Consider the following 19,107-nt stretch of genomic DNA (forward strand, 5'->3'; position numbering starts at 1 on the left):
GCATAGTTCAGCCATGCACAAGCGGTCAAGCACGGTCACGGCGCTGCTCGCAGGCTGGCTTTTGATGTCGCCGCCGCCGCAGAAGCGCGAGGGCGCGGCGCCGGGACTCGGCAGCTACGGGCAGGATCTGAGCGTGCCCGTCTCAAAATGGAAGCAGGAGGGCGCGTTCGACACGGCCGCCGAGTGCGAAGCGGCGATCGTCCGAACGATGGACGATCTCGGGAAGGCGCAAGGGAGTGATGCGATGCCGGTCCACGTCGACCTCCAGGCGCGGATGCAGGCCGCCGCCTCGGGTGCCCGGTGCGTTCCGGCAGATCACATCTACCCGGCGGCCGTGGGGGAGCAGCCGTGAAGGCCAAGAAGCCCGCACGCCGGCCGCGCGACCCGAACCAGCTCGCCAAGCTCATCGTCGACATGGCGACCGGCGAGGCCCCCCGCGACGACCTCGCGCCGCGCGACGACGGAAAGAACCCGGCCGCCGTCGCCCTCGGTCGACTGGGTGGGCTCAAGGGGGGAAAGGCCAGGGCGGCCAGCCTCAGCGCCAGGAAACGCCGTGAAATAGCCAAGAAAGCCGCAAGTGCGCGCTGGCGAAAGCGCGGCGAAAAATAGCTAGTGGTCGGCCACTAGCCAGATCCGCCACGAACAGTGGCGCGACCGGCTTGCCGCGCAGTCGCTACTGTGGTTAATGGAGCCCAGTCTAGGGAGGCTGCGATGCAGGACATTCGCATGGTGCTTAAGGCCAAGAGGGATGCGCTTCAGCGTTTGCAGGCCGAGATCGATGTCCTTGAGCGTGCCCAAGCCCTCCTGGAGGGCGATAGCCTTGAGCCTTCCCCTCGACGCGTTGTTCTGACCCCGGAGAAGCGCCTCACTGGCGCGCAGGCCAAGAATCACTTCGCGCCTACTTCGCAGGTCGGACTTGCGATCGCCGTACTGCGGGACGCAGGCAGCCCCCTTCACGTCACCGAGATCATGCGGCGTATCATGGACCGCGGTGGCTCCGTGAAGAAGGCGTCCCTCGTCGGCAGCCTCGCGCGACTTGTGAACGAGAAGCGCGTGTTTGTGCGTAAGCGGCCCAACGTTTTCGGGCTGTTGGAGTGGGCCGGCGGACCGCCGACTCTCCCGCTCCAGGTCGGAAACGGTGGCTCAAGTAGTGCCGAGCTTTCCCGTGGCAACCCGACGTCGGAGTCCACTCCCGGCGCCGGCTGGGCCGCTCGGCATTAGCGGCGTAGGGACCGCCCGGGCGTCCAAAACCCAGGCGGTCCCTGCGCTGCGCCCGTTGCGTCACTGACGCACGGATCTGCCTAACAGATGGCAGATCTCAGGCTCAAGATCCACTTCGTGCGTGCGCACGCACGACCAATGACACAGCCCATGACATAGGTTTTCGTAGGGAGCAGTTTCGGATTGACGTAGCATGATCGATCAAGCATAAGGGTCAACATGAATCGGCTGGACGGCAAGCGCCGCGCTCAAGTCGTGGCGGCTCTGGTGGAGGGCAACAGCATCCGGGCGACGTGCCGCATGACCGGCGTCGCCAAGGGCACCGTGCTCAAGCTGGTGGCCGACCTGGGCGAGGCGGCTCGCGAGTATCAGGACCGCACGCTGCGGAACCTGCCCTGCACGCGCATTCAGTGCGACGAGATCTGGAGCTTCTGCTACGCGAAGGACAAGAATCTTCCCGACTCCATGCGCCACAAGCCTGGCGTCGGCTCCATCTGGACGTGGACCGCGATCTGCGCCGACACCAAGCTCGTCCCGAGCTTCCACATCGGCACGCGCGACGCAGGTTGCGCCTGGGAGTTCATGAACGACCTGGCCGGCCGGCTCTGCAAGCGCATCCAGCTCACGACCGATGGTCATCGGGCCTATCTCGATGCCGTCGACACGGCGATCGGGAACCACCAGATCGACTACGCCATGCTCATCAAGATCTACGGCGAGGCCCGTGCCGAGGAAGCGCGCTACAGCCCGCCGACGTGCATCGGGACCGACGTCAAGATCATCGCGGGGAACCCGGATCCGGCGCACATCAGCACGAGCTACGTCGAGCGCCAGAACCTGACGATGCGCATGAGCATCCGTCGCTTCACCCGCCTGACCAATGCGTTCTCCAAGAAGATCGAGAACCACGAGCACTCGGTCGCGCTGCACTTCCTCCACTACAACTTCGCGCGCATCCACCAGTCGATCCGGTGCTCGCCTGCGATGGAGGCCGGCGTCACGGACCGGCTCTGGTCGGTCAAAGACATCGTGGCGCTGCTTGAGGAGCGCGAGGCTCAGGTCCGCCCGACCGGGACGGATTCAAACTGACCCACTACCGGCGGCCGAGCAGCGCCGCCGACGTCGGCTCGAGCAGCGACCCCGCCACCAACGCGACGCGGGCGCCGCGCACCGGGCGCGCCGCGTCCCCGCGCAGCTGGCGCACCGCCTCGACGACGTCGTTGATGCCGTCGAGGGCCGCCTCGCCGAGCTGCCCGCCGTGCGGGTTCACCCGCGGCCGTGCGAGGCCGCGCGCATCGGCTGGACGCCGACACAGGCCATAGGCGACGAGCCCGAGCGCGACCAGCCCCGCGGGATCGTCGTGCAGGCACGCGACGTCGACCGCCGCGGCCCGCAGGCCCGCCGCGCGGTACATCGCCTTCGCCGCGCGCGCGATCGCCGCCGGCGCGTCGGCGCGCACCCACTCGCCGGCGAACCGCGTCGCCGACGGCACCGCCGCCTGCATGGTCGCGAGCACGCGCACCGGGGCGTGACGCCCGCCCGCCGCCTCCAGCCGGGTCACCACGAAAGCGCAGCCGCCCACCGCCGGCTCGGCGCAGTCCGCGCGCCGCAGCGGCTCGGCGACGAACGGGCTGGCGGCGTACGTGCGGGCGTCGAGCGCGCGCCGGACGATGGCCCGCGGGTTCTTCGCCGCCGCGGCGTGGGCCGCGCGGGTCGCGGCGGCGACGACGCCCGCGTCGATCCCCCGCCGCCGCAGCACGAGGGCCGCCGCCTGCGCCGGCGTGACCAGCCCGAACGGCATCTGCATCTGCTCGACGCCGGGCAGCAGGGCCGGTACGGCCGCCGCCGCCCGCTCCGCGCCGTGGCGCGCATGGTAGGCGACGACGGTGCGCGCGAGCCCCTGCTCGACGGCCATCGCCGCCAGGCGCACCAGCGCCGGCGCGCTCCCCGGCCCGTAGGGCACCGCCGCGTACCAGTCGAGGTTCGGCATGCCGAGAACGCCGGGCAGATCGAACTCCCACATCGCCTCGCGGTCGAAGCGCACCACGCCGTCGACGTCAGCCGGGCGCAGGCGGGCGTCGGCGAGCGCGCGCGCGATCGCCTGCGCGGCGAGCGCCGCCTCGGTCACCCGACCGCGGCGCGCGAAGCGCGTCTGGCCGACGCCGGCGATGGCCGCCGTCACGCCGGACGCCAGTGCGGCAGCGCGACGTCCTCGGCGACGTCCTCGAACCGCACCGCGACACGCAGCCCGGCGCGGATCTTCGCCGGCTCGCAGTCGCGCAGCTGGCCGACCAGGAACGGCCCCTCCTCCAGCTCGACGAGGGCCATCGCGTAGGGCACGCGCGCCGCGAACGCGGGCAGCGTCGGCGCGTGCACGATCGTCCACGAGTAGACCGTGCCGCGCCCCGCGGCGGTGAACCACGTGTGACGCAGCGAGGCGCAGCGCGGGCAGGCGGGCCGCGGCGAGAAGCGCGCGGTGCCGCAGTCGTCGCAGCGCTGGAGGCGCAGCTCGTGGCGACGGCAGCCGTCCCAGAACTCCTGCGTGTCGGGATTGGGCTGGGGAAGCGGAGGGAGCACGTCGGCCATCGTAGTCACCGCGCCAGGAGGACCGCGCCGTACGGGTCGCTCGACGCCGCGGCGACGAGCACGAGCTCGGCGTCCGGCACCTGCGCCGTGCTGGTGCCGCGCAGCTGGCGCACCGCCTCGGTCCAGTTGTTGAAGCCGTGGATGAACGCCTCGGAGAGCTGGCCGCCGTGCGTGTTCACCGGCAGCCGGCCGTCGGGCCAGCGGATGCCGCCGCCGGCGACGAAGCCGCCGCTCTCGCCGTGACCGCAGAAGCCCCAGTCCTCGAGCGCCAGCAGCACCATGGGCGTGAAGTGGTCGTAGAACATCGCCGCGTCGACGTCCGACGGGCGCACGCCGGCCTCGCCCCACAGCCGCGCGGCGGCCTCCGTCACCCAGCGCCGGCGCTCGTACGCGAACCAGTCGTGCGGGTGATGGTGCGCCGGGCCGTTCGTCTGCGCGCTGCCGAGGATCCAGACGGGACGCCGGGCGGTGTCGCGCGCCCGCTCGCGCGAGGCCAGCACGATCGCGCAGCCGCCGTCGGTCTCGAGGCAGCAGTCGAGGAGGCGCAGCGGCTCGGCGACGAAGCGCGAGGCGCGGTGGTCGGCGAGCGTCATGGGCTCGCGCATGAGGGCGTTCGGGTTGCGGGTCGCGTGATGGCGCATCGCGACCGCGACCTCGCCGAGGTGGTCCTCGGTCGTGCCGTGATCGAGCATGTGCCGGCGCGCGATCAGCGCCATCTCCTGCACCGGCGACACGAGCCCGAACGGCACCTGCCACTGGTAGAAGCCGGCGATGCGCGGCGCGATCTTCTCCCACGGCCGGCCGCCCTCGGTGTAGCCCTTGCCGAACGACGACCGGCGCCCGCGGTTGCGGGCGCGGAACGCGACCACGACCGACGCGTGCCCCGCCGCGAGCGCCGTCGCCGCGCTGCGCACGACGGCGCAGTACGAGCCGCCGCCGTGGCTGTGGGTCGAGAAGAAGCGCACGTCGCCGAGGCCGAGCATGGCCGCGACGTCGCCCACCGTGTTCGACTCGATGTCGAAGAGGCAGAGGCCGTCGACGTCGCGCGGCGCGAGGCCCGCATCGGCGAGCGCCGCGTGGATCGCCTCGGCCGCGACCTGCGCCTCGCTGATCCCGAGGTGCTTCGCGAAGCGCGTCTGGCCGATGCCGACGATCGCCGCGGGCGGCGCCACGTCAGACGGGCCAGCGCTCGCGCAGCCAGGGCAGGAGGACGTCGCGCGCGCAGCGCTCCTGCGGGTGCGGCAGGGCGGCGCCCTCGACGCCGGCCGGGTAGAGGTAGTGCCCGGCCCATGGGATCTCCGCGTACTGCTTGTCCTCGGCCCCCGACCACTCGTAGGTGGCGCGACATTCGGACGGGTAGATGTCGAGGTCGGCGAGCGGGCAGGCGACGAGCGTCGGCACGCGCACCGCCGGCAGCGTGCGCTCGAGCGACGCCTTCGACGACAGCCCCGACCACGTCGACAGCCACCCGCGCCCGCTCATGACGCGCGCCAGCCCCTCGCCGTAGTTGCCGACGATGGGATCGCGCCCGAACGAGAAGATCGAGCCCAGCGGCCGCTGCGACGGATCGAGCGCCGGGTCGAGGTTCCGCGGCTCGGCGAGCGTGCGGTAGATGAGGAAGTAGCGCCGCTGGAACGCACTGCGCGACAGCCAGGCGCGCTCGCCCTGCGGCAGCTTCGCCACCTGGTCGATGGCGCCGAGCCGCTTGCGGTGCCAGCGCACCTCTTCGCACCAGGCCAACGCCCGCGCGTCGAGCCGCGCGCAGCGCTCGCGCTGCGCCGCCCGATACGTGGCGAGGAAGTCGGCGGAGTACGCCGACGGTCCCTCGTGCATCGGACGGTAGCCGTTGGCGGGGTCGTACATGTCGAGCGCCGGATGCGTCGCGATGGGATCGTTCTCGTCGAGGACCGACGGATCGAGCCGATCGAGCAGGAAGCGGCCCTCGCCGAGGTGCGCCGCCAGCAGCACGAGGCCGTCGGCCATCGGCATCGCGGTCTCGTGCAGCGGCACGGGATCGCCCGAGGGCGCGCGCAGGAAGCGCGCCTGCGGCTCCTTCGCCGCCTGCTCGAGGTAGAACGCCGACAGCGAGCCGCCGCCGGAGTTGCCGAGCAGCACGACGGTGCGGAAGCCCCGCTCGCGCAGCCACGCGACCGAGCCCGCGACGTCGATCAGCAGGCGCTCGTGCAGCGCGTCGGCGTCGTGGTTCAGGTAGCGCGTGGTCGCGCCGAAGAAGGCGTAGCCGCCCTCGACCAGATACGGCACGAGGTAATGGCGCGAGAAGTCGACGCGCGGATGCATCGCCAGGATCGCGACGTCGGGATCGGTCTCCGCCGGGCGATACAGCACCCCGCTCAGCGGGAAGCCGTCGGCCGCGGGATGATCGACGATCTCGCGGCGGACGGCCGGGTCGAGCTCTCGATAGCAGTGCGGCAGCTGGATTCGCACCGAGGGCATCGGCGCCGCAGCCTGCCAGGGGTCACCGTAGGCGGCAACCACGCAGCGCGACGTTGACACCGCCCCGTTGCTCCCGAGACGATGCGGCGATGGCCTCCATCGCTTCGCTCCTCGCTGCCGAGGGCGCGCTCGCGCTGCCCGGCGTCTACGACGCGCTGTCCGCGCGGCTCGCCGAGCGGGCCGGGTTTCGCGCGCTCTTCCTCTCCGGCTTCGGGGTGTCGGCGGCGCGTCTCGGGCGGCCCGACTTCGGCTTTCTCGGCCGCGCCGAGATGCTCGACGCCGCGCGGCAGGTGTGCGCCGTGGTGTCGGTGCCGGTGATCGTCGACGTCGACACGGGCTGGGGCGGTATCTTCAACGTCGAGGCGGTCGTCACCGAGCTGATCCGCGCCGGCGCCGCCGGCTGCTTCCTCGAGGACCAGGTCTTCCCGAAGCGCTGCGGCCACATGCGCGGCAAGCGCGTCGTGCCGCTGGACGAGTATCTGCCCAAGCTGCGGGCGGCGCTGCGGGCTCGCGACGGCACCGCATTCCACGTCACCGCCCGCACCGACGCGCGCGCCGCGGTCGGCCTCGACGAGGCGATCGCCCGCGCGCGCGCCTTCGCCGACGCCGGCGCCGACGCGGTCTTCGTCGAGGCGCCCGAGTCGGTCGACGAGATGGCGCGCGTGCGCGCCGCCGTGCCCGCGGCGACGACGCTCGTCGCCAACATGGTCGAGGGCGGCCGCACGCCGGTGCGCGACACCGCCGCGCTCGGCGCCGCCGGCCATCGCCTCGTCGTACAGCCGGTGACCGGCATCCTCGCCGCGGCGCACGCGCTGCAGACGGCATACGCCGCGCTCGCCCGCGACGGCACGAGTGCCGCCGTCGGCGACCGCCTGCTCGGCTTCGACGCGCTGAACGGCGTGCTCGGGCTCGACGCGCTCTACGCACGCGAGGCGGCGCTGCTCACGGACACGCCGCGCGGCTGACTGGACCGCGTCGATCGCCCCGGGTTAAGCCACGCCGTGCCCGCGACCACGCTGCCCGCGCTGCTCGACGCCGTCGCCACCGCCCATCCCGAGGCCGAGGCGTTCCGCTACCGCGACGAGCGCCTCACCTACGCCGACTGGGCCGGGCTTTCCGGCCGCGTGGCCGCGACGCTGGCCGCGCACGGCGCCCGCCGCGGCGACGTCGTCGCGCTGCTGCTGCCGTCGACGCCCTGCTACCAGATCTGCTACCTCGCCGCGGCGCATCTCGGCGCGGTCACGACCGGCATCAACGTCCGCTACCGGCGCACCGAGATCGGCCATCTGCTGCGCCGCTCCGGCGCCCGCCTGCTGGTCGCCGTGACCCGCTGGCACGACGCCGACTTCCGCGCGCTGCTGGCGCCGCTGCGCGCCGAGCTGCCCGACCTGCGCGAGGTGCTGTGGGTCGAGCCCGAGACGCTCGCCGCGGGCACGCGCGACGCCGTCGCCGCACTCGCTCCCGACGCGCCGCCGCCGCCGGTCGCCGCGCAGGCCGACGATCCGGCGGCCATCGTCTTCACGAGCGGCACGACCGGCGTCCCGAAGGGCGCCTGGTACGCCCACGCGAGCCTGCTGGCGCTCGCCGACATCGAGGGCCGCCGACATCCCGGCGGCCCGCCGCGCTTCCTGCGCCACCTCGCCGCAGGCCTGTCGTTCGCCCACGTCGGCACGATGGCGCGCATCGCCATCCACGTCGGCAACGCCTGGTCGTCGCTCGTGCACGACACGTTCGATCCGGCGCTGGTGCTGGCGACGATCGAGCACGAGCGCCTCGAGCACCTCGGCGCCATCCCGACGCAGGCGATCCTGCTCCTCGAGCACCCCGACCGCCCGCGACGCGACCTCTCCTCGCTGCGCACCGTGCTGCTCGGCGGCGCACCGTCGTCTCCCGAGCTGATCCGCCGCGTGCAGGACGTGCTCGGCGTCCGCGTGCAGGTGCGCTACTCGTCGACCGAGGTCGGCATCGCGACCGGCTCGCTGCCCGACGATGCCCCCGAGCTGCTCGCGACCACGGTCGGCAAGCCGACGCCGGGCGTGGAGCTGCGCATCGTCGACTCCGAGCGCGGCCCGTGCGCCGCGGGCGAGGTCGGCGAGGTGCTCGTGCGCTCGCCCGCGACCATGCGCGGCTACTGGCGCGACCCCGAGCAGACGGCGGCGGTGCTGGACGCCGACGGCTGGGTCCACACCGGCGACCTCGGCTGGCTCGACGACGCCGGCTACCTCCGCCTGCGCGGCCGGCGCAGCGAGATGTACATCCGCGGCGGCTTCAACGTGTACCCCGCCGAGGTCGAGGACGTGCTCGCGCGCCACCCGAAGGTCGCGCGCGCCGCGGTGCTCGGCATGCCCGACGCGATCTTCGGCGAGATCGGCTGGGCCTTCGTCGCGCCGCGGCGGCCCGACGATCCGCCGACGCTGGGCGAGCTGCGCCGCTTCGTCGGCGCAGAGCTGGCGAGCTTCAAGCGACCCGACCGGCTGACGGTGCTGCCCGAGCTGCCGGTGACGCCGATGTTCAAGGTCGACAAGCAGGCGCTGCGCGGGCGGGCGGGGTGAGCCCCGCTTCGGTCTTGCATCTCGACCGAAGAGCCAAGATGCAAGCTTTCACACGCCGAGGCTTCTCAGCTGAGCTCGCACGGTGCTATCGGGCTCCGGCACACGATGCAGGAAGAGATCGGCCCCGGCGCCATCGCCGCACTGCGATGGATCGACGCGAGCGCGACCATCGACATCCACCTCGGACCACCGCTGGCGATCCTCGCCGGCATCGCGCTCGTCCGCGGCCTTCGGCGCGGGCGGACGGTCGCACAGCTCGGCGCACGCGAGGAGACGACGCTCCTCGCCATCGTGATCCTCATCGCACTCGGCCTGCGCCTGATCGCCCTCGATGCACCCCAGCAGCCCCGGTTCTACTTCTCCGAGTCGACCGTGCAGGTGGCGGGGCGCATGCTCGACGACGCCGGGTTTCTCGCGAGCGTGCGGCGCCTGGCGACGAACACGCAAGTCGCTTGGGCCCAGGAATCGCCCGTGCTCTTCGGCGTGCACGCAGCCTTCCAGCATCTGCTCGGGCCGTTCGCCGGCCTGCCCGGCGTCGTGGGCGCTGCCTGGGGCGTCACCACCTCGCTCCTCGCCTGGGCGGCCGGGCGCGCGATCGTCTCGCCCGGATTCGGCCTCGCCTTCGCCGCACTGGTCACGATCGCGCCACTCCAGGTCACGTGGGCGCGCATCGGCGGGCTGCAGATTCCCGCTGTCACCCACACACTGCTCGTCGTCTGGGTCGCCTTCGCGGCGGGCCGCCGCCGCAGCCTCCTCTTGTCCGTGCTGAGCGGGCTGCTCGCCTTCGCGAGCCTGTGGCACTATTTCCCCGCCCGGATCGCGCCGCTACTCGGAGCAGTCGCGCTCGTGTCGGGTCTCACGCGCGGACCGGGCCGACTCGGGCGGCGGGGCTGGCTCTGCGCACCGCTCGCCGGCCTCGCGTGCGAGGCTGCCGCCTGGGCCGCATACCACGCGGGCGATTTCACTCTCTGGCCGCGCTATCCTGGGTATCTCGGTACGCGCGGCGAGGCCACGATGCTCGCGGCTCTGGAAGGTGCCTGGGAGACGGTCGTACGCGAGCTGCCGCACACACTCAGCCGGTACTTCTGGACCGCACGCGCCGCCGATCCTCGCGCCCTCTGGGGTCTGCCCGCGGCGCCGGTCGGCGGCGGTCTCGATCCCGGCCTGCTGCACGGCGGCCTCGTCCTGCTGCCCATCGCCCTGCTCGGTGTGCTCGGGATGCTGGCGTGCCTCCGCCACCCCTGGCGCAATGCAATCTGGCTCCTGCTCGCGGCGGGCGGCCTCCTGCTGCCGGCGCTGAGCACACCGTCTGCGCGGCGCTTCGTCCTGCTCGATCTGGCCTAGTGCGCCTTCGCAGCCCACGGGCTCCTGCTGATGGGGCGTGGAACCGAGGTCGCGCGTCGAGGCGGCCCGCGGCGTCTCGCCGTCGCCGCCGGGCTGCTGCTCGCACTCGGAGCGTGGAGCGGCGGGACCCTGGCGGCACTCGCCGCGGCGTTGCCGCGGGCCGGCCGCGTTCCCATCCCGTTCGGTGAGAGCGGCTTCGGCGACGGCCTCGCCTGCCTGCAATGCGTCGAGGAGGGACGGCGTTGGCAGCGCGCGATCGCGGGAGGCGAGGTCATCGTGCTGTTCGACTCCGACTGCGAGCGCGAGGACGCGACCTCTCCTGCCGGCGTGCCCATGTATGGACGCATCGGCGCCCGCGCTGCCGGTCGTCCCGAGGCCTTCCTGGAGTTGTACGCCGTGCTCCAGAACGTCGAGCGCGAGGATGATCCCCCACGCGTCCTCCAGCGCTGGGACGCGACCCGGACGAACGGCCTCGTGCACCTCGAAACCCGCCTTGCCGCCGCGGGCGACGCGGCGATCGTCTGGGAATTCCGCCATCCCACGGCGTGGGAGCAGTCGCTCGCCGACCGTCTGGAGCGTGCCGGAGGCATCCGCCGGGCGCTCGACCTTCCCGACATCCCACCGTATCCGAGGATGCGACCCGCCGGCGACGGTGCACCGCCGTTCCAGATCGTCACGCCCCTCCACGAACGCGGCGCCGCGCTCGCGGCGCTGCGCGCTTGGCTCGAGCCACCGATCGCGTGGGCATCGTGCGCCACGGCGGCGAAGCGCAGCGTCCGGACGATCGACAACCACGCGCTCACGGTGATCGGCCCGACGTCGGCAGCGGACGCCGACGACGCGGACACCTGGACGATCGGTAGCTACGCGTTCGCATGGCTCGGCCAGACGCGCGCCAGCGTTGCGGAGCCGGTCGCCGTCCGTCTCGCCGACGACGACGTGCGCGTGCTCGACCGCCACGCGCACGAGGTCACGCTGAAGCACGGCGCCGAGACGGGCCGCCGGGCGCTCGCGGGACTGCCCCCGGTCGGGCGACATTGCGCGGCCGCGGCCGCCGGGCGCTGGTTCGCCGTCGACGGTCTCTCGGGTGCGCTGCACAGCGACCCGCCCGCCCCGTTCACCCTACCGCCAGGCCGGTGGACCGGCCTCGCCGGGGTGGACGACACGCTCGTGCTCGCGGGCGACGGCGAGCTCGTGCTCCTCGACGCCGGCAGCGGCGCCGTACGGCGGCGCTTTCCGGCCCGCATCACACCGCCGATGCCACACCGGCGCGGCGACTGCCCACCCATCGCCCTCGGCGACGACTTCGTCGTGGCTCTCGACGCGTTCCGTGGCCGACTCGCCTTCTACGGCCTCGACGGCCGCCCGCTCGGCGACGTCCCATTGAGCCCGATCACGCCGCTCGATCCGTTCGGCGTAGCAGCGCTCGGCGCCCGGGGCAGGACCGTTGCGATCGCACAGCTGAACCGTATCGAGCTGCTGGACGTCGCGCTGCCATGCAGACCAGAGATCGAGCCCGCAACCTGGCGCCCCGACGATCGAACACCGAGCCCACGAGTGGCCCGCTAGACCTCGGCGTGCGAAGCACCCTGCGTGCGAGTGGACTCGCCGCTCGAGCGCCCGCTCGCCGCGCGATGCCGGGGGATCGCCGAGCCCGGCCCGACGACGCCCCACTGCGCGAGCGCGAAAACGAGCACGGCGAGGCTCGCCGCGGTCATACCGAGCGCGACCCATTCGAGGGCCGGGAGCGGTCCCCAGTAGGTACGGGGTGCAGCATTCGCACGCAGCGTCTCGAGGGCGGCCGCTCCGACCGAGAAGATGACGAGACCCACGAGGGCGACCTGTCCGTCGAACCGCTTCCTGCGGTGGACCCGCATGCCGACGATCGCGACGAGAAGCCCGACTGCCGCGAAGTACAGCTGGAGCGGATGAACGGGCAGCGACATCGTCGAGCGCGGCGGCAAGAGCCCGCTGAACAGATGCTGGCGGAAAACGAAGGTGTCGGACGGAAAGCGCACACACCACCCGTGGTCGCACGGGGTGCCGAAGCAGCAGCCGTTCAGGAAGCATCCGATCCGAGCGATGGCGACGCCGATCCCGACCATCGGCGTGAGACCGTCGGCAAGGCGAAGGAGCGGAACGCCCGCCCATCGTGCCCCCAGCGGGAGGGCGAGCGCGAGCGCGAGAATGGCGCCGGCGGCGTGCAGTCCGCCGTCGGTAAGCGCCAGCATCCGGCTCGGGCGCTCGGCGAAGAGAGCCCAGTTGTTGAGTACGAAGTGCAGGCGTCCGCCGATCCACGGCGCCACCGCAACGAGCAGCAGCGCACGACGCACTGCCCGCCGATCGAGGCCCTCGAGGCGCGCCGCCCACCACGGGCCGACCAGAAGGCAGACCGCGGCGGCGAGCGCCAAGAGGCCCCCATAGCCGGAGACGACGACCCCGAACTGCGGCAGGTCGATCAGCGTGCGCTGCACGACCCATCCCGCTCACGGGCACCGGGATGGCGGATCACTGGCACACGCAGCCGCCCATCCCACCGCACGTCAGGTCGAGCCCGCAGACGGCGCCGCACGCCATCCCCGGCACGGAACATGTGCCGGGCACGCAACTGCCGCTGCCGTTGCAGGTGTCGCCGATCGAGCAGAAGCTGCCGTCAAAACAAGCACTTCCGGACGCTTCGTAGGTACACCGGGACGAGCAGCAGTCCCCGTCGTAGTTATTGCCGTCGTCGCACTCCTCGCCCGCGTTGAGAACGCCGTTGCCGCACTGGGCGGCTGGACACGTCTGCGCCGTGGACTCGCATCCCGTCGTCGGATTGCAGGTATCCTTGGTGCAGGGATTCCCGTCGTTGCACGACTGCGGGGCCACCGGGACGCAGACGCCCTCGTGACAGACGGACGCCAGCGTACATGCGTCGCCGTCGTCACAGAGCGTCTCGGCGACACAGGTCGACGAGCAGCAGTCATCATCCTCGAGGTTGCCGTCGTCGCACTCCTCGCCCGCCTCGACGTCGCCGTTGCCGCAGACGTTGTAGGCCGTCACGTCGCCGTCGGGCTCGGTGGTGAACTGGTAGAGCAGTCCGCCGACGCGCAGCGAGTCGATATGTCCGTTCGCGTCGCGCGTTACCGGAACGTCGTCGACCGTCACCGCGGCCTCGTCGTCGATGGTGTAGAACTTGGTGACGTTCGTCCCGCGCGAGTAGATATCGAGGAAGTAGAGGACCTGATTCAGCGGCTCGTGATAGCCGTTGTCGAAGCGCAACAGCGCGAGCGCGAGGGAATGCGCGCTGGAGGCGAACATGTCCGAGGCCAGCCCGGCGACGACCTCCTGTGGGAACTGCACGAAGTATGCGTCGTTGCCGGTTCCGGTCAGCACGTTGCTCCGAAGCCATTCGAGCACCACGTCATCGGCCTGCGCGATGAGCGCGGTCTTGCGGCTCTGGAGCGCCGTATCGGGAACCACCGTGAACGCATCGACGACGTGATTCAGCTCATGGGCTAATACGTTCGTGAACGCGTCCGTGTAGAATGGAGAGATGTCCGGCGGGAACGGGTTACTGGGCACTCCCACCGCAGTGTCGAACACGTTGACCCCGTCCGTCGCCGTGACCGGGAAGATCACCTCGTTGAGCACCTGCACCCATGCTTCGATGGTCATGTCGCCCGAGACACGCAGCGCCACCGCATCGGGAATGCTGACGACGTCGTCCTCGCCATCGAAGAGGAGCGCGTTCCCCTGCTGCCCGCTGGTGATGGTCGCCCCGGAGTTCGTGCCCGTATGCCCGTTGCCCGACGAATCGGCGACGCTCGTCCCGCTCGATTCGTCGAACGCCCAGTGGGCGACGAGTCCCGTCGTCGATACGGGATCACCGTTGAAGGCGTCGAGAACCTCAGCCCCTGAGAGCGCACGGGAGTATATCTTCACACCATCGATCCCGCCGAACATGTGCGTCCCGAACATCGACCCGCCGATCGCTACCGGCTGCGTCGAACTCGTCGCGGGACCGATCGCCAGTGCCGTACTGCCGGCGGCGACGCCGTTGACGTACACGCGAAGCGCTGATCCGTCGTATGTTCCGACGACGTGGTTCCAAGCGCCGGACACCACGGGGGCGGACGACGTTACCATCACGAGTCCGCCGCTGCTGCGATCGAAGCCGAACGCCACCTGATTCCCGGCGAGTGTGAAGTAGTAGTTGATCAGATTTCCCGTCTGACCCTTCGCGACGATCGGCCGCGCTGACCCCGCCGCGTAGAACGTGTCCATCGAGCTGATGTGCCCAAGATTGTGCAGGTCGGGATCGACGGCGCTGAGTAGATCGTCGATCGCGATGAGCTGATCCGTGCTGAAGCCGTTGTTCTCTACCACTAGCACAGAGTGGTCGTCCCAGATGTCCAGCTTCGGAGCCGACACGCCCCCCAGCTCAAGGGCGGTCGCGATGTCCGTCTTCCGGGTCGGCGTGAGCGGCAGAATCCCCACAAAGCTCAGCCAGACCTGCAGACGCAGCTGCGGTACGAGAGGCTGTTGGGTCGCGACGATGGTCGTTTCGTCGCTCCAGTATTGCGGGTACGTGGTGATGTGGCTCTCGTAGCGATCGAAGATCGTCTCCCGCGTTGGCGTATCTATCGTGCCGTATTTGGCCAGCTTCGCGAACCACCGATGGACCTCGAAGAGCGTCTCGCGCTCGTTCGCGTTCGTACGCATCAGGGTTCCCAGGTCCGAGGGGTGCGCCGCCACGATGTCTGTCACCCGCGTCCACAATGGGTCGATAAGCGCCTCCTGCAGCACCTGGCGACTCGTCTCCGTGGGCCAGAAGAAGGACTTGGATTCAAGATACAACGCCAGCGTTGCGGTGACGGGATGGTCCTGTGTGTTGAAGTAGGTCTCGAAGAACGCCTCGAAGTCCGACGCATCGTAGTCGGTGTCCTCGATGATGCCGCTCGCCGTCGCGAGTGCGCCGTTGTCCCAGGTCGTCGTCAGGGTTTCCAGAGCGGCGGTCAGGTTCGTCGCATCCGTCGGTGAGAGCGCCGCCGACGCTACACGAACTCCCGGAAATGCCGAGCACAGCGCTGCGCACAGCAGGGCGGTCGCGAACGACATCGCCATCCGCTCACCGAAATCACGCATCGTCTTCCCTCCATCCTGGATCGGATCATGCAAACGCCACACGCCGGACCGGATCGCCGCCTGCCCGCGACCGGAAGCGCGCTCTCCAGCCGCGGAGATGGTCCATGGCCACCTGGATCGCTTCGGGTGGATGGCCGTCCGCGCGGCACACTCGCTCGAACTCCTCGATGTCGGCCCGCTGCGGCCACTCCTCTGCCGTGTCGGACATGAGGTCGTAGGCAAGAGCTCCGTCGTCGCGCAGCACCACCTTTCGTCGCCCGACGATCGCTGCGGCCTGATCGCTGCGGAATCGTGCATGGACCGGACCGGCGTGCGGATAGTGAAAGTGCTCGGCGAGCGCGACGGCACGTCGCACACGGCGTTTGGGGTCGAGGATCGTGTCCAGCAGCCCCTGGCCCCGACCCACCGCCGTCAGCAGCCCGAAGAGATCGCGCGTGCTGACGACGTCGTCGACGATGGCCGGCGCCACACCCGGATGGTGGATCCAGAGAGGCACGTGCAGATGGGACTGGTAAGTCGAGGCATCGTGCAGCCAGAGTCCGTGGTCGCCGAACGCTTCGCCGTGGTCCGCTGTGACGACGACTAGCGTGTGCTCCAGAGCTCCCTGCGCCTGCAGGTGGGAAAAGAACTCCGCCAGCCGCACATCGATCATCGCCGCGGCAGCGCGATAGCGTGCACGAAGCATAGACCGAGCCCCTGGCAGCAAGCGAAAGCCCGGGCGCAGGTAGGCGTGGCTCGCGATGCGCGGAAGCACGAACGGCAGCATCACGTTCTCAATCGCCCCCTTTGGCGACCTCCACGAGCGCAACGGCGAGGACGCCGTCGGCGGGTACGGGGCGTGCATGTCGTAGAGATTGAGGCACAGGAACTCGGGGCGGCGCGGTCCGCGTCCGCTGGTCAAGCGCCCCGCCGCGTGCTCCAGGACGAGGTGGTCGGCGGGAACGGCGAGACGCGCCAGCGTGACGAGAAATTCCCGGTTCTCCTTCTGGAGCGCGTGGAAGAACCCGCTCTCTCGCACGAGACGCCGGACTCGGGGCTTGGCGAGCGCGAGCATCGTCGCGAGAGGTCGTGCGGATCCGGTAAGCTCGCCGAGCGGCCGCAGTACGTGCGTAAATCCCCGCGTGACGCCGGGCAGCGTGCCGTCGAACACGGAGTTACGAGTGGCGAGCGTCGTCCGGTAGCCCTCTGCGGCCAGAAGCTCGGCCATCGTGGGGCCGCTCGCCCAGTACGCCATCGCCCGAAAGTGTGCCCCGTGCTGTGACGGCAGGGCCCCCGTGAACATCGAGAGGTGCGTCGGGAGCGTCCAGCATTCCGTCGCATGCGCGCGGCGAAACCAGACGGTGCGCCTGCCAAGGGCATGGAGGAACGGCGTCACCGTCGCATCAATCGCGTCGGCCCGCAGCGAATCGACGATGACGAGGAGGAGGTCGAGCTTTCGCGCGCGACCCCTCGCCTTCCGGACGCCGTCCATGGTCGCCCCCCATGATCGCCTTCATGGCGATCCGGCACCGCCGGTACCCTGAAAGCTTCCTCGCAGTCAATTAGATTCAGCGCACGACGCGAGATAATCGCCGGCAGACAGAATCCGCCGACGGATCGGCCGACGTTCTGCGCTCACCGTCCGAGCTGCTGCCGCGCCAGCCCTGCCCACACGGACTCCGGGGCCTCCGCGACAATCGCTTCGAACGCTGCTCGCGAGGCCGCCGGATCACTCCGCGCGACGGCCTCGCCGCGCCGGTACCGCAGCTCCATCCAGACGTCGTCGCGCCCCCACGTCGCTGCGTAGGCGTCCGCGAGCGTGTCGGCTGCGGCGAGATCGCGCTGCCGGTAGAGGGTCAGCCCGAGGTGATGCGCCGCGCGCCGGCGCAGCGCGTCCGGTACCTCGGGATCGCTCCACACGTCCTCGAGCGTCGCGCGCGCGTCGCACAGGCGGCCCACCTGATACTGGGCTATGCCCGCGGCGACCCCGGTGGCGATCTCCGTCATCGCGGGCTCGAGTGGGACGTCCGGGAAGCGACGCTGGAGCAAGGTCACGAGCGCACGCGCCTCGTCGAAGGCAGCCGTGCGCTGCGTCGCTTCGACGAGCAGGACGAGGGCATCGCGATCGAGGATCAGCGCGGGCCGATCCTCGAACGCGCGGCGCGCGCAGTGCGGGCGGTCGACGCGCAAGCAGGCACGCGCGACGTCAGCGCGCACCCCCGGCAGCCACGCCGGCGGCCGCACAACGAGCATGCGCTCGCCCATGACGGCCGCGAGCTCCACCTCGTTCGCCGCAAGCAGCGTCGCCAACGTGCGCGCACGCATCTGCCAGTCGCGCTGACTGCTCAGCAGGTCTTCGGCCCGAGGCCCAACCGTATCGACGCGCCACACGCGCAGCGGCTCGCGACGGTAGAGCGCCGGCGCTCCGGCGCGCTCCTCCAGCAGCCGCCACGTGCCGGGGATCGGGTATTCGTCGAGGTTCGCCGTACAGCGATGGCATCCGTACCACGGTAGGCGCGCCCCACCCGTCACGAGGATGCCGTCGGCGATCGCCCGGTATTCCGCGGCGCGCGCCCCGGGCGTCTCCCCGCGCAGGATGCGCACGCGCGCGCTGCCCGGCCGACGCAGGCCCATAGCGATCCAGCGCCAGGCGAGATCGTAATCGAGATGGACCGTGTCGTCCGGATGCTGCGCGAGGAGCGCGACAGCCGCGCGTCCTTCGGCATACGCATCGCGCGTCGGAGCCGTCAGCCCGATCGACTGCCACACGCCGAGAACGAGACTCACCGCGACGGCGGCGCCGGCCATCGACACCGACCACGACGCCAGCGCGCGCAGCCCGCCCGCGAGGGCCAGGCACATCGGAATCGCGAGCAGACAGAGGTAGCGGAAGATGTGGGGCACGAGGATGACCCACTGCCCCTTCTCGCGGTGCGACGGCGCCGACGTCAGGGCCACAAAGAGGAGCAGGAAGTACGCGAGCCAGCGCCACGAGCCCGGCCGCCGCCAGCCGACGAGGACGCCCAACGCGATCGCGAGGTGCGGCACGAAGCCCGCGAAGCGGGTGCCGTACTCGTTGGGGAGGAAGAGCATCCGCGCGTAGTCGAGCTGGTTGTGCCAGTCATGCGGCAGGAACGCCGCCACCCGGCGCACGACCGTGACGTCGTGCAGCGGATCGCCGAAGCGCAGCCACTGCCAACCGAAGTAGGCGCCGACCAGCGCGACGAAGCCGCCGCCGCAGACCGCCGTCGCCGGCCAGGTGCGGCGCGGATCGCGCAAGGCCTCGAGCGCGAAGAGGACACCGACGATGGCCGCCCACTGCTTGGTCGAGTAGCCGAGGAAGAGGCCGACGGCGGCAGCCACCCCCCAGGCGACCCGGGCGCCCCCCGGCGGTGCGGCGCACGCCTGCCGGTAGAGCCAGAACGCCCCGAAGCACCAGGTGGCGAGCGGGATGTCGATCACGAACAGCGTGCTCGACAGGACGTCGAGCGGCAGCGTCGCGAGGATCGCCATTGCGACCAGCGCCCAGCGGTGCCCCCACTCCTGGCGCGCCAGGCCGTACGCGAGAAGGAGATTCAAGAGGCTGCAGAACGTGACGAAGCCGATGAAGCCGACCTCACCGTCGCCGAGGAGGCGCATCGTCCACGCGACCGGAAGCGAGAACGCGAAGCGCAGGTCGTAGGCGCGATCCTCGTTCCAGATGCCGGAGGCATAGATGTCGTGGTAGCTATGCCAGTAGCCGGGATCGTCGCCGAGGCCGTAGCCGGACCAGAGGACCAGCCGGAGGGCTGCGCCCGCCGCGAGGACGCCCAACACCGCGGCCGCCTCGCGACGCGTCACCGCC

General features: G+C 71.0%; 16 protein-coding genes. 8 read left to right on the forward strand and 8 right to left on the reverse strand.

Annotated features, from left to right (window positions below; translation table 11 throughout):
* The first annotated feature begins 64 nt into the window (after positions 1-64).
* From KIT14_00870 to KIT14_00885, 4 genes are all read left to right on the forward strand, one after another.
* Positions 65-352: a hypothetical protein gene (locus KIT14_00870; GenBank protein ID MCW5889080.1), complete on the forward strand. Its 288-nt coding sequence runs from the start codon at positions 65-67 to the stop codon at positions 350-352.
* Positions 349-609, forward strand: a complete 261-nt coding sequence (locus KIT14_00875; protein MCW5889081.1) for a histone H1 — start codon at positions 349-351, stop codon at positions 607-609. Before KIT14_00870 ends, KIT14_00875 begins: the two co-directional genes overlap by 4 nt.
* A 102-nt stretch (positions 610-711) precedes the next feature.
* Positions 712-1,221 (forward strand): winged helix-turn-helix domain-containing protein, encoded by a 510-nt coding sequence (locus KIT14_00880; GenBank protein MCW5889082.1) that lies wholly within the window; start codon positions 712-714, stop codon positions 1,219-1,221.
* A 219-nt stretch (positions 1,222-1,440) separates the two neighbouring features.
* Positions 1,441-2,310 carry an IS1 family transposase gene (locus KIT14_00885; GenBank protein MCW5889083.1) on the forward strand — a complete coding sequence of 290 codons (870 nt, stop codon included), beginning with the start codon at positions 1,441-1,443 and terminating at the stop codon, positions 2,308-2,310.
* Positions 2,311-2,314: 4 nt separating this feature from the next.
* Here the strand turns inward: KIT14_00885 and KIT14_00890 are convergent, their stop codons facing one another.
* The 4 genes from KIT14_00890 to KIT14_00905 are packed head-to-tail and all read right to left on the reverse strand — an operon-like array spanning position 2,315 to position 6,261.
* Complete coding sequence (locus KIT14_00890; GenBank protein ID MCW5889084.1) at positions 2,315-3,403, reverse strand: hypothetical protein; 1,089 nt, start codon at positions 3,401-3,403, stop codon at positions 2,315-2,317.
* Complete coding sequence (locus KIT14_00895) at positions 3,400-3,807, reverse strand: Zn-ribbon domain-containing OB-fold protein (protein MCW5889085.1); 408 nt, start codon at positions 3,805-3,807, stop codon at positions 3,400-3,402. Before KIT14_00895 ends, KIT14_00890 begins: the two co-directional genes overlap by 4 nt.
* 5 nt (positions 3,808-3,812) lie before the next feature.
* On the reverse strand, positions 3,813-4,979 hold the full coding sequence (locus tag KIT14_00900) for a lipid-transfer protein (protein MCW5889086.1): 1,167 nt from the start codon (positions 4,977-4,979) through the stop codon (positions 3,813-3,815).
* A 1-nt stretch (position 4,980) separates the two neighbouring features.
* Positions 4,981-6,261: a hypothetical protein gene (locus KIT14_00905; GenBank protein MCW5889087.1), complete on the reverse strand. Its 1,281-nt coding sequence runs from the start codon at positions 6,259-6,261 to the stop codon at positions 4,981-4,983.
* An 89-nt stretch (positions 6,262-6,350) separates the two neighbouring features.
* Between KIT14_00905 and KIT14_00910 the strand changes: the two genes are divergently transcribed.
* From KIT14_00910 to KIT14_00925, 4 genes are all read left to right on the forward strand, one after another.
* On the forward strand, positions 6,351-7,226 hold the full coding sequence (locus KIT14_00910) for an isocitrate lyase/phosphoenolpyruvate mutase family protein (protein MCW5889088.1): 876 nt from the start codon (positions 6,351-6,353) through the stop codon (positions 7,224-7,226).
* A 36-nt stretch (positions 7,227-7,262) separates the two neighbouring features.
* Positions 7,263-8,813 carry an acyl--CoA ligase gene (locus tag KIT14_00915; protein MCW5889089.1) on the forward strand — a complete coding sequence of 517 codons (1,551 nt, stop codon included), beginning with the start codon at positions 7,263-7,265 and terminating at the stop codon, positions 8,811-8,813.
* Positions 8,814-8,918: 105 nt separating this feature from the next.
* Positions 8,919-10,157, forward strand: a complete 1,239-nt coding sequence (locus KIT14_00920; protein ID MCW5889090.1) for a hypothetical protein — start codon at positions 8,919-8,921, stop codon at positions 10,155-10,157.
* A 30-nt stretch (positions 10,158-10,187) separates the two neighbouring features.
* A complete protein-coding gene (locus KIT14_00925) occupies positions 10,188-11,726 on the forward strand; it encodes a hypothetical protein (GenBank protein MCW5889091.1) in 1,539 nt (512 codons plus the stop codon).
* Here KIT14_00925 and KIT14_00930 read toward each other — a convergent pair.
* The 4 genes from KIT14_00930 to KIT14_00945 form a co-directional block, all read right to left on the reverse strand.
* The gene (locus KIT14_00930) at positions 11,723-12,631 is read right to left on the reverse strand and encodes a prolipoprotein diacylglyceryl transferase (GenBank protein ID MCW5889092.1); all 909 of its coding nucleotides are present in this window, start codon (positions 12,629-12,631) and stop codon (positions 11,723-11,725) included. The two genes, KIT14_00925 and KIT14_00930, sit on opposite strands and share 4 nt — an antisense overlap.
* 34 nt (positions 12,632-12,665) lie before the next feature.
* Positions 12,666-15,284, reverse strand: coding sequence for a hypothetical protein (locus KIT14_00935; protein MCW5889093.1), 2,619 nt, complete (start codon positions 15,282-15,284; stop codon positions 12,666-12,668).
* 25 nt (positions 15,285-15,309) lie between these two features.
* Positions 15,310-16,755: a sulfatase-like hydrolase/transferase gene (locus KIT14_00940; protein MCW5889094.1), complete on the reverse strand. Its 1,446-nt coding sequence runs from the start codon at positions 16,753-16,755 to the stop codon at positions 15,310-15,312.
* 143 nt (positions 16,756-16,898) lie between these two features.
* The gene (locus tag KIT14_00945) at positions 16,899-19,103 is read right to left on the reverse strand and encodes a glycosyltransferase family 39 protein (protein ID MCW5889095.1); all 2,205 of its coding nucleotides are present in this window, start codon (positions 19,101-19,103) and stop codon (positions 16,899-16,901) included.
* Positions 19,104-19,107 lie beyond the last annotated feature (4 nt).

This window comes from bacterium (genome assembly GCA_026129405.1).
Taxonomy (GTDB): domain Bacteria; phylum Desulfobacterota; class Binatia; order DP-6; family DP-6; genus JAHCID01.

Excerpts from the sequence above, each read along its gene's own strand:
- KIT14_00870 (MCW5889080.1), top strand. The coding sequence starts at position 65 with ATGTCGCCGCCGCCGCAGAAGCGCGAGGGCGCGGCGCCGGGACTCGGC.
- KIT14_00880 (MCW5889082.1), top strand. The coding sequence starts at position 712 with ATGCAGGACATTCGCATGGTGCTTAAGGCCAAGAGGGATGCGCTTCAG.
- KIT14_00885 (MCW5889083.1), top strand. The coding sequence starts at position 1,441 with ATGAATCGGCTGGACGGCAAGCGCCGCGCTCAAGTCGTGGCGGCTCTG.
- KIT14_00895 (MCW5889085.1), bottom strand. The coding sequence starts at position 3,807 with ATGGCCGACGTGCTCCCTCCGCTTCCCCAGCCCAATCCCGACACGCAG.
- KIT14_00905 (MCW5889087.1), bottom strand. The coding sequence starts at position 6,261 with ATGCCCTCGGTGCGAATCCAGCTGCCGCACTGCTATCGAGAGCTCGAC.
- KIT14_00910 (MCW5889088.1), top strand. The coding sequence starts at position 6,351 with ATGGCCTCCATCGCTTCGCTCCTCGCTGCCGAGGGCGCGCTCGCGCTG.
- KIT14_00920 (MCW5889090.1), top strand. The coding sequence starts at position 8,919 with ATGCAGGAAGAGATCGGCCCCGGCGCCATCGCCGCACTGCGATGGATC.
- KIT14_00925 (MCW5889091.1), top strand. The coding sequence starts at position 10,188 with ATGGGGCGTGGAACCGAGGTCGCGCGTCGAGGCGGCCCGCGGCGTCTC.
- KIT14_00935 (MCW5889093.1), bottom strand. The coding sequence starts at position 15,284 with ATGCGTGATTTCGGTGAGCGGATGGCGATGTCGTTCGCGACCGCCCTG.
- KIT14_00940 (MCW5889094.1), bottom strand. The coding sequence starts at position 16,755 with ATGGACGGCGTCCGGAAGGCGAGGGGTCGCGCGCGAAAGCTCGACCTC.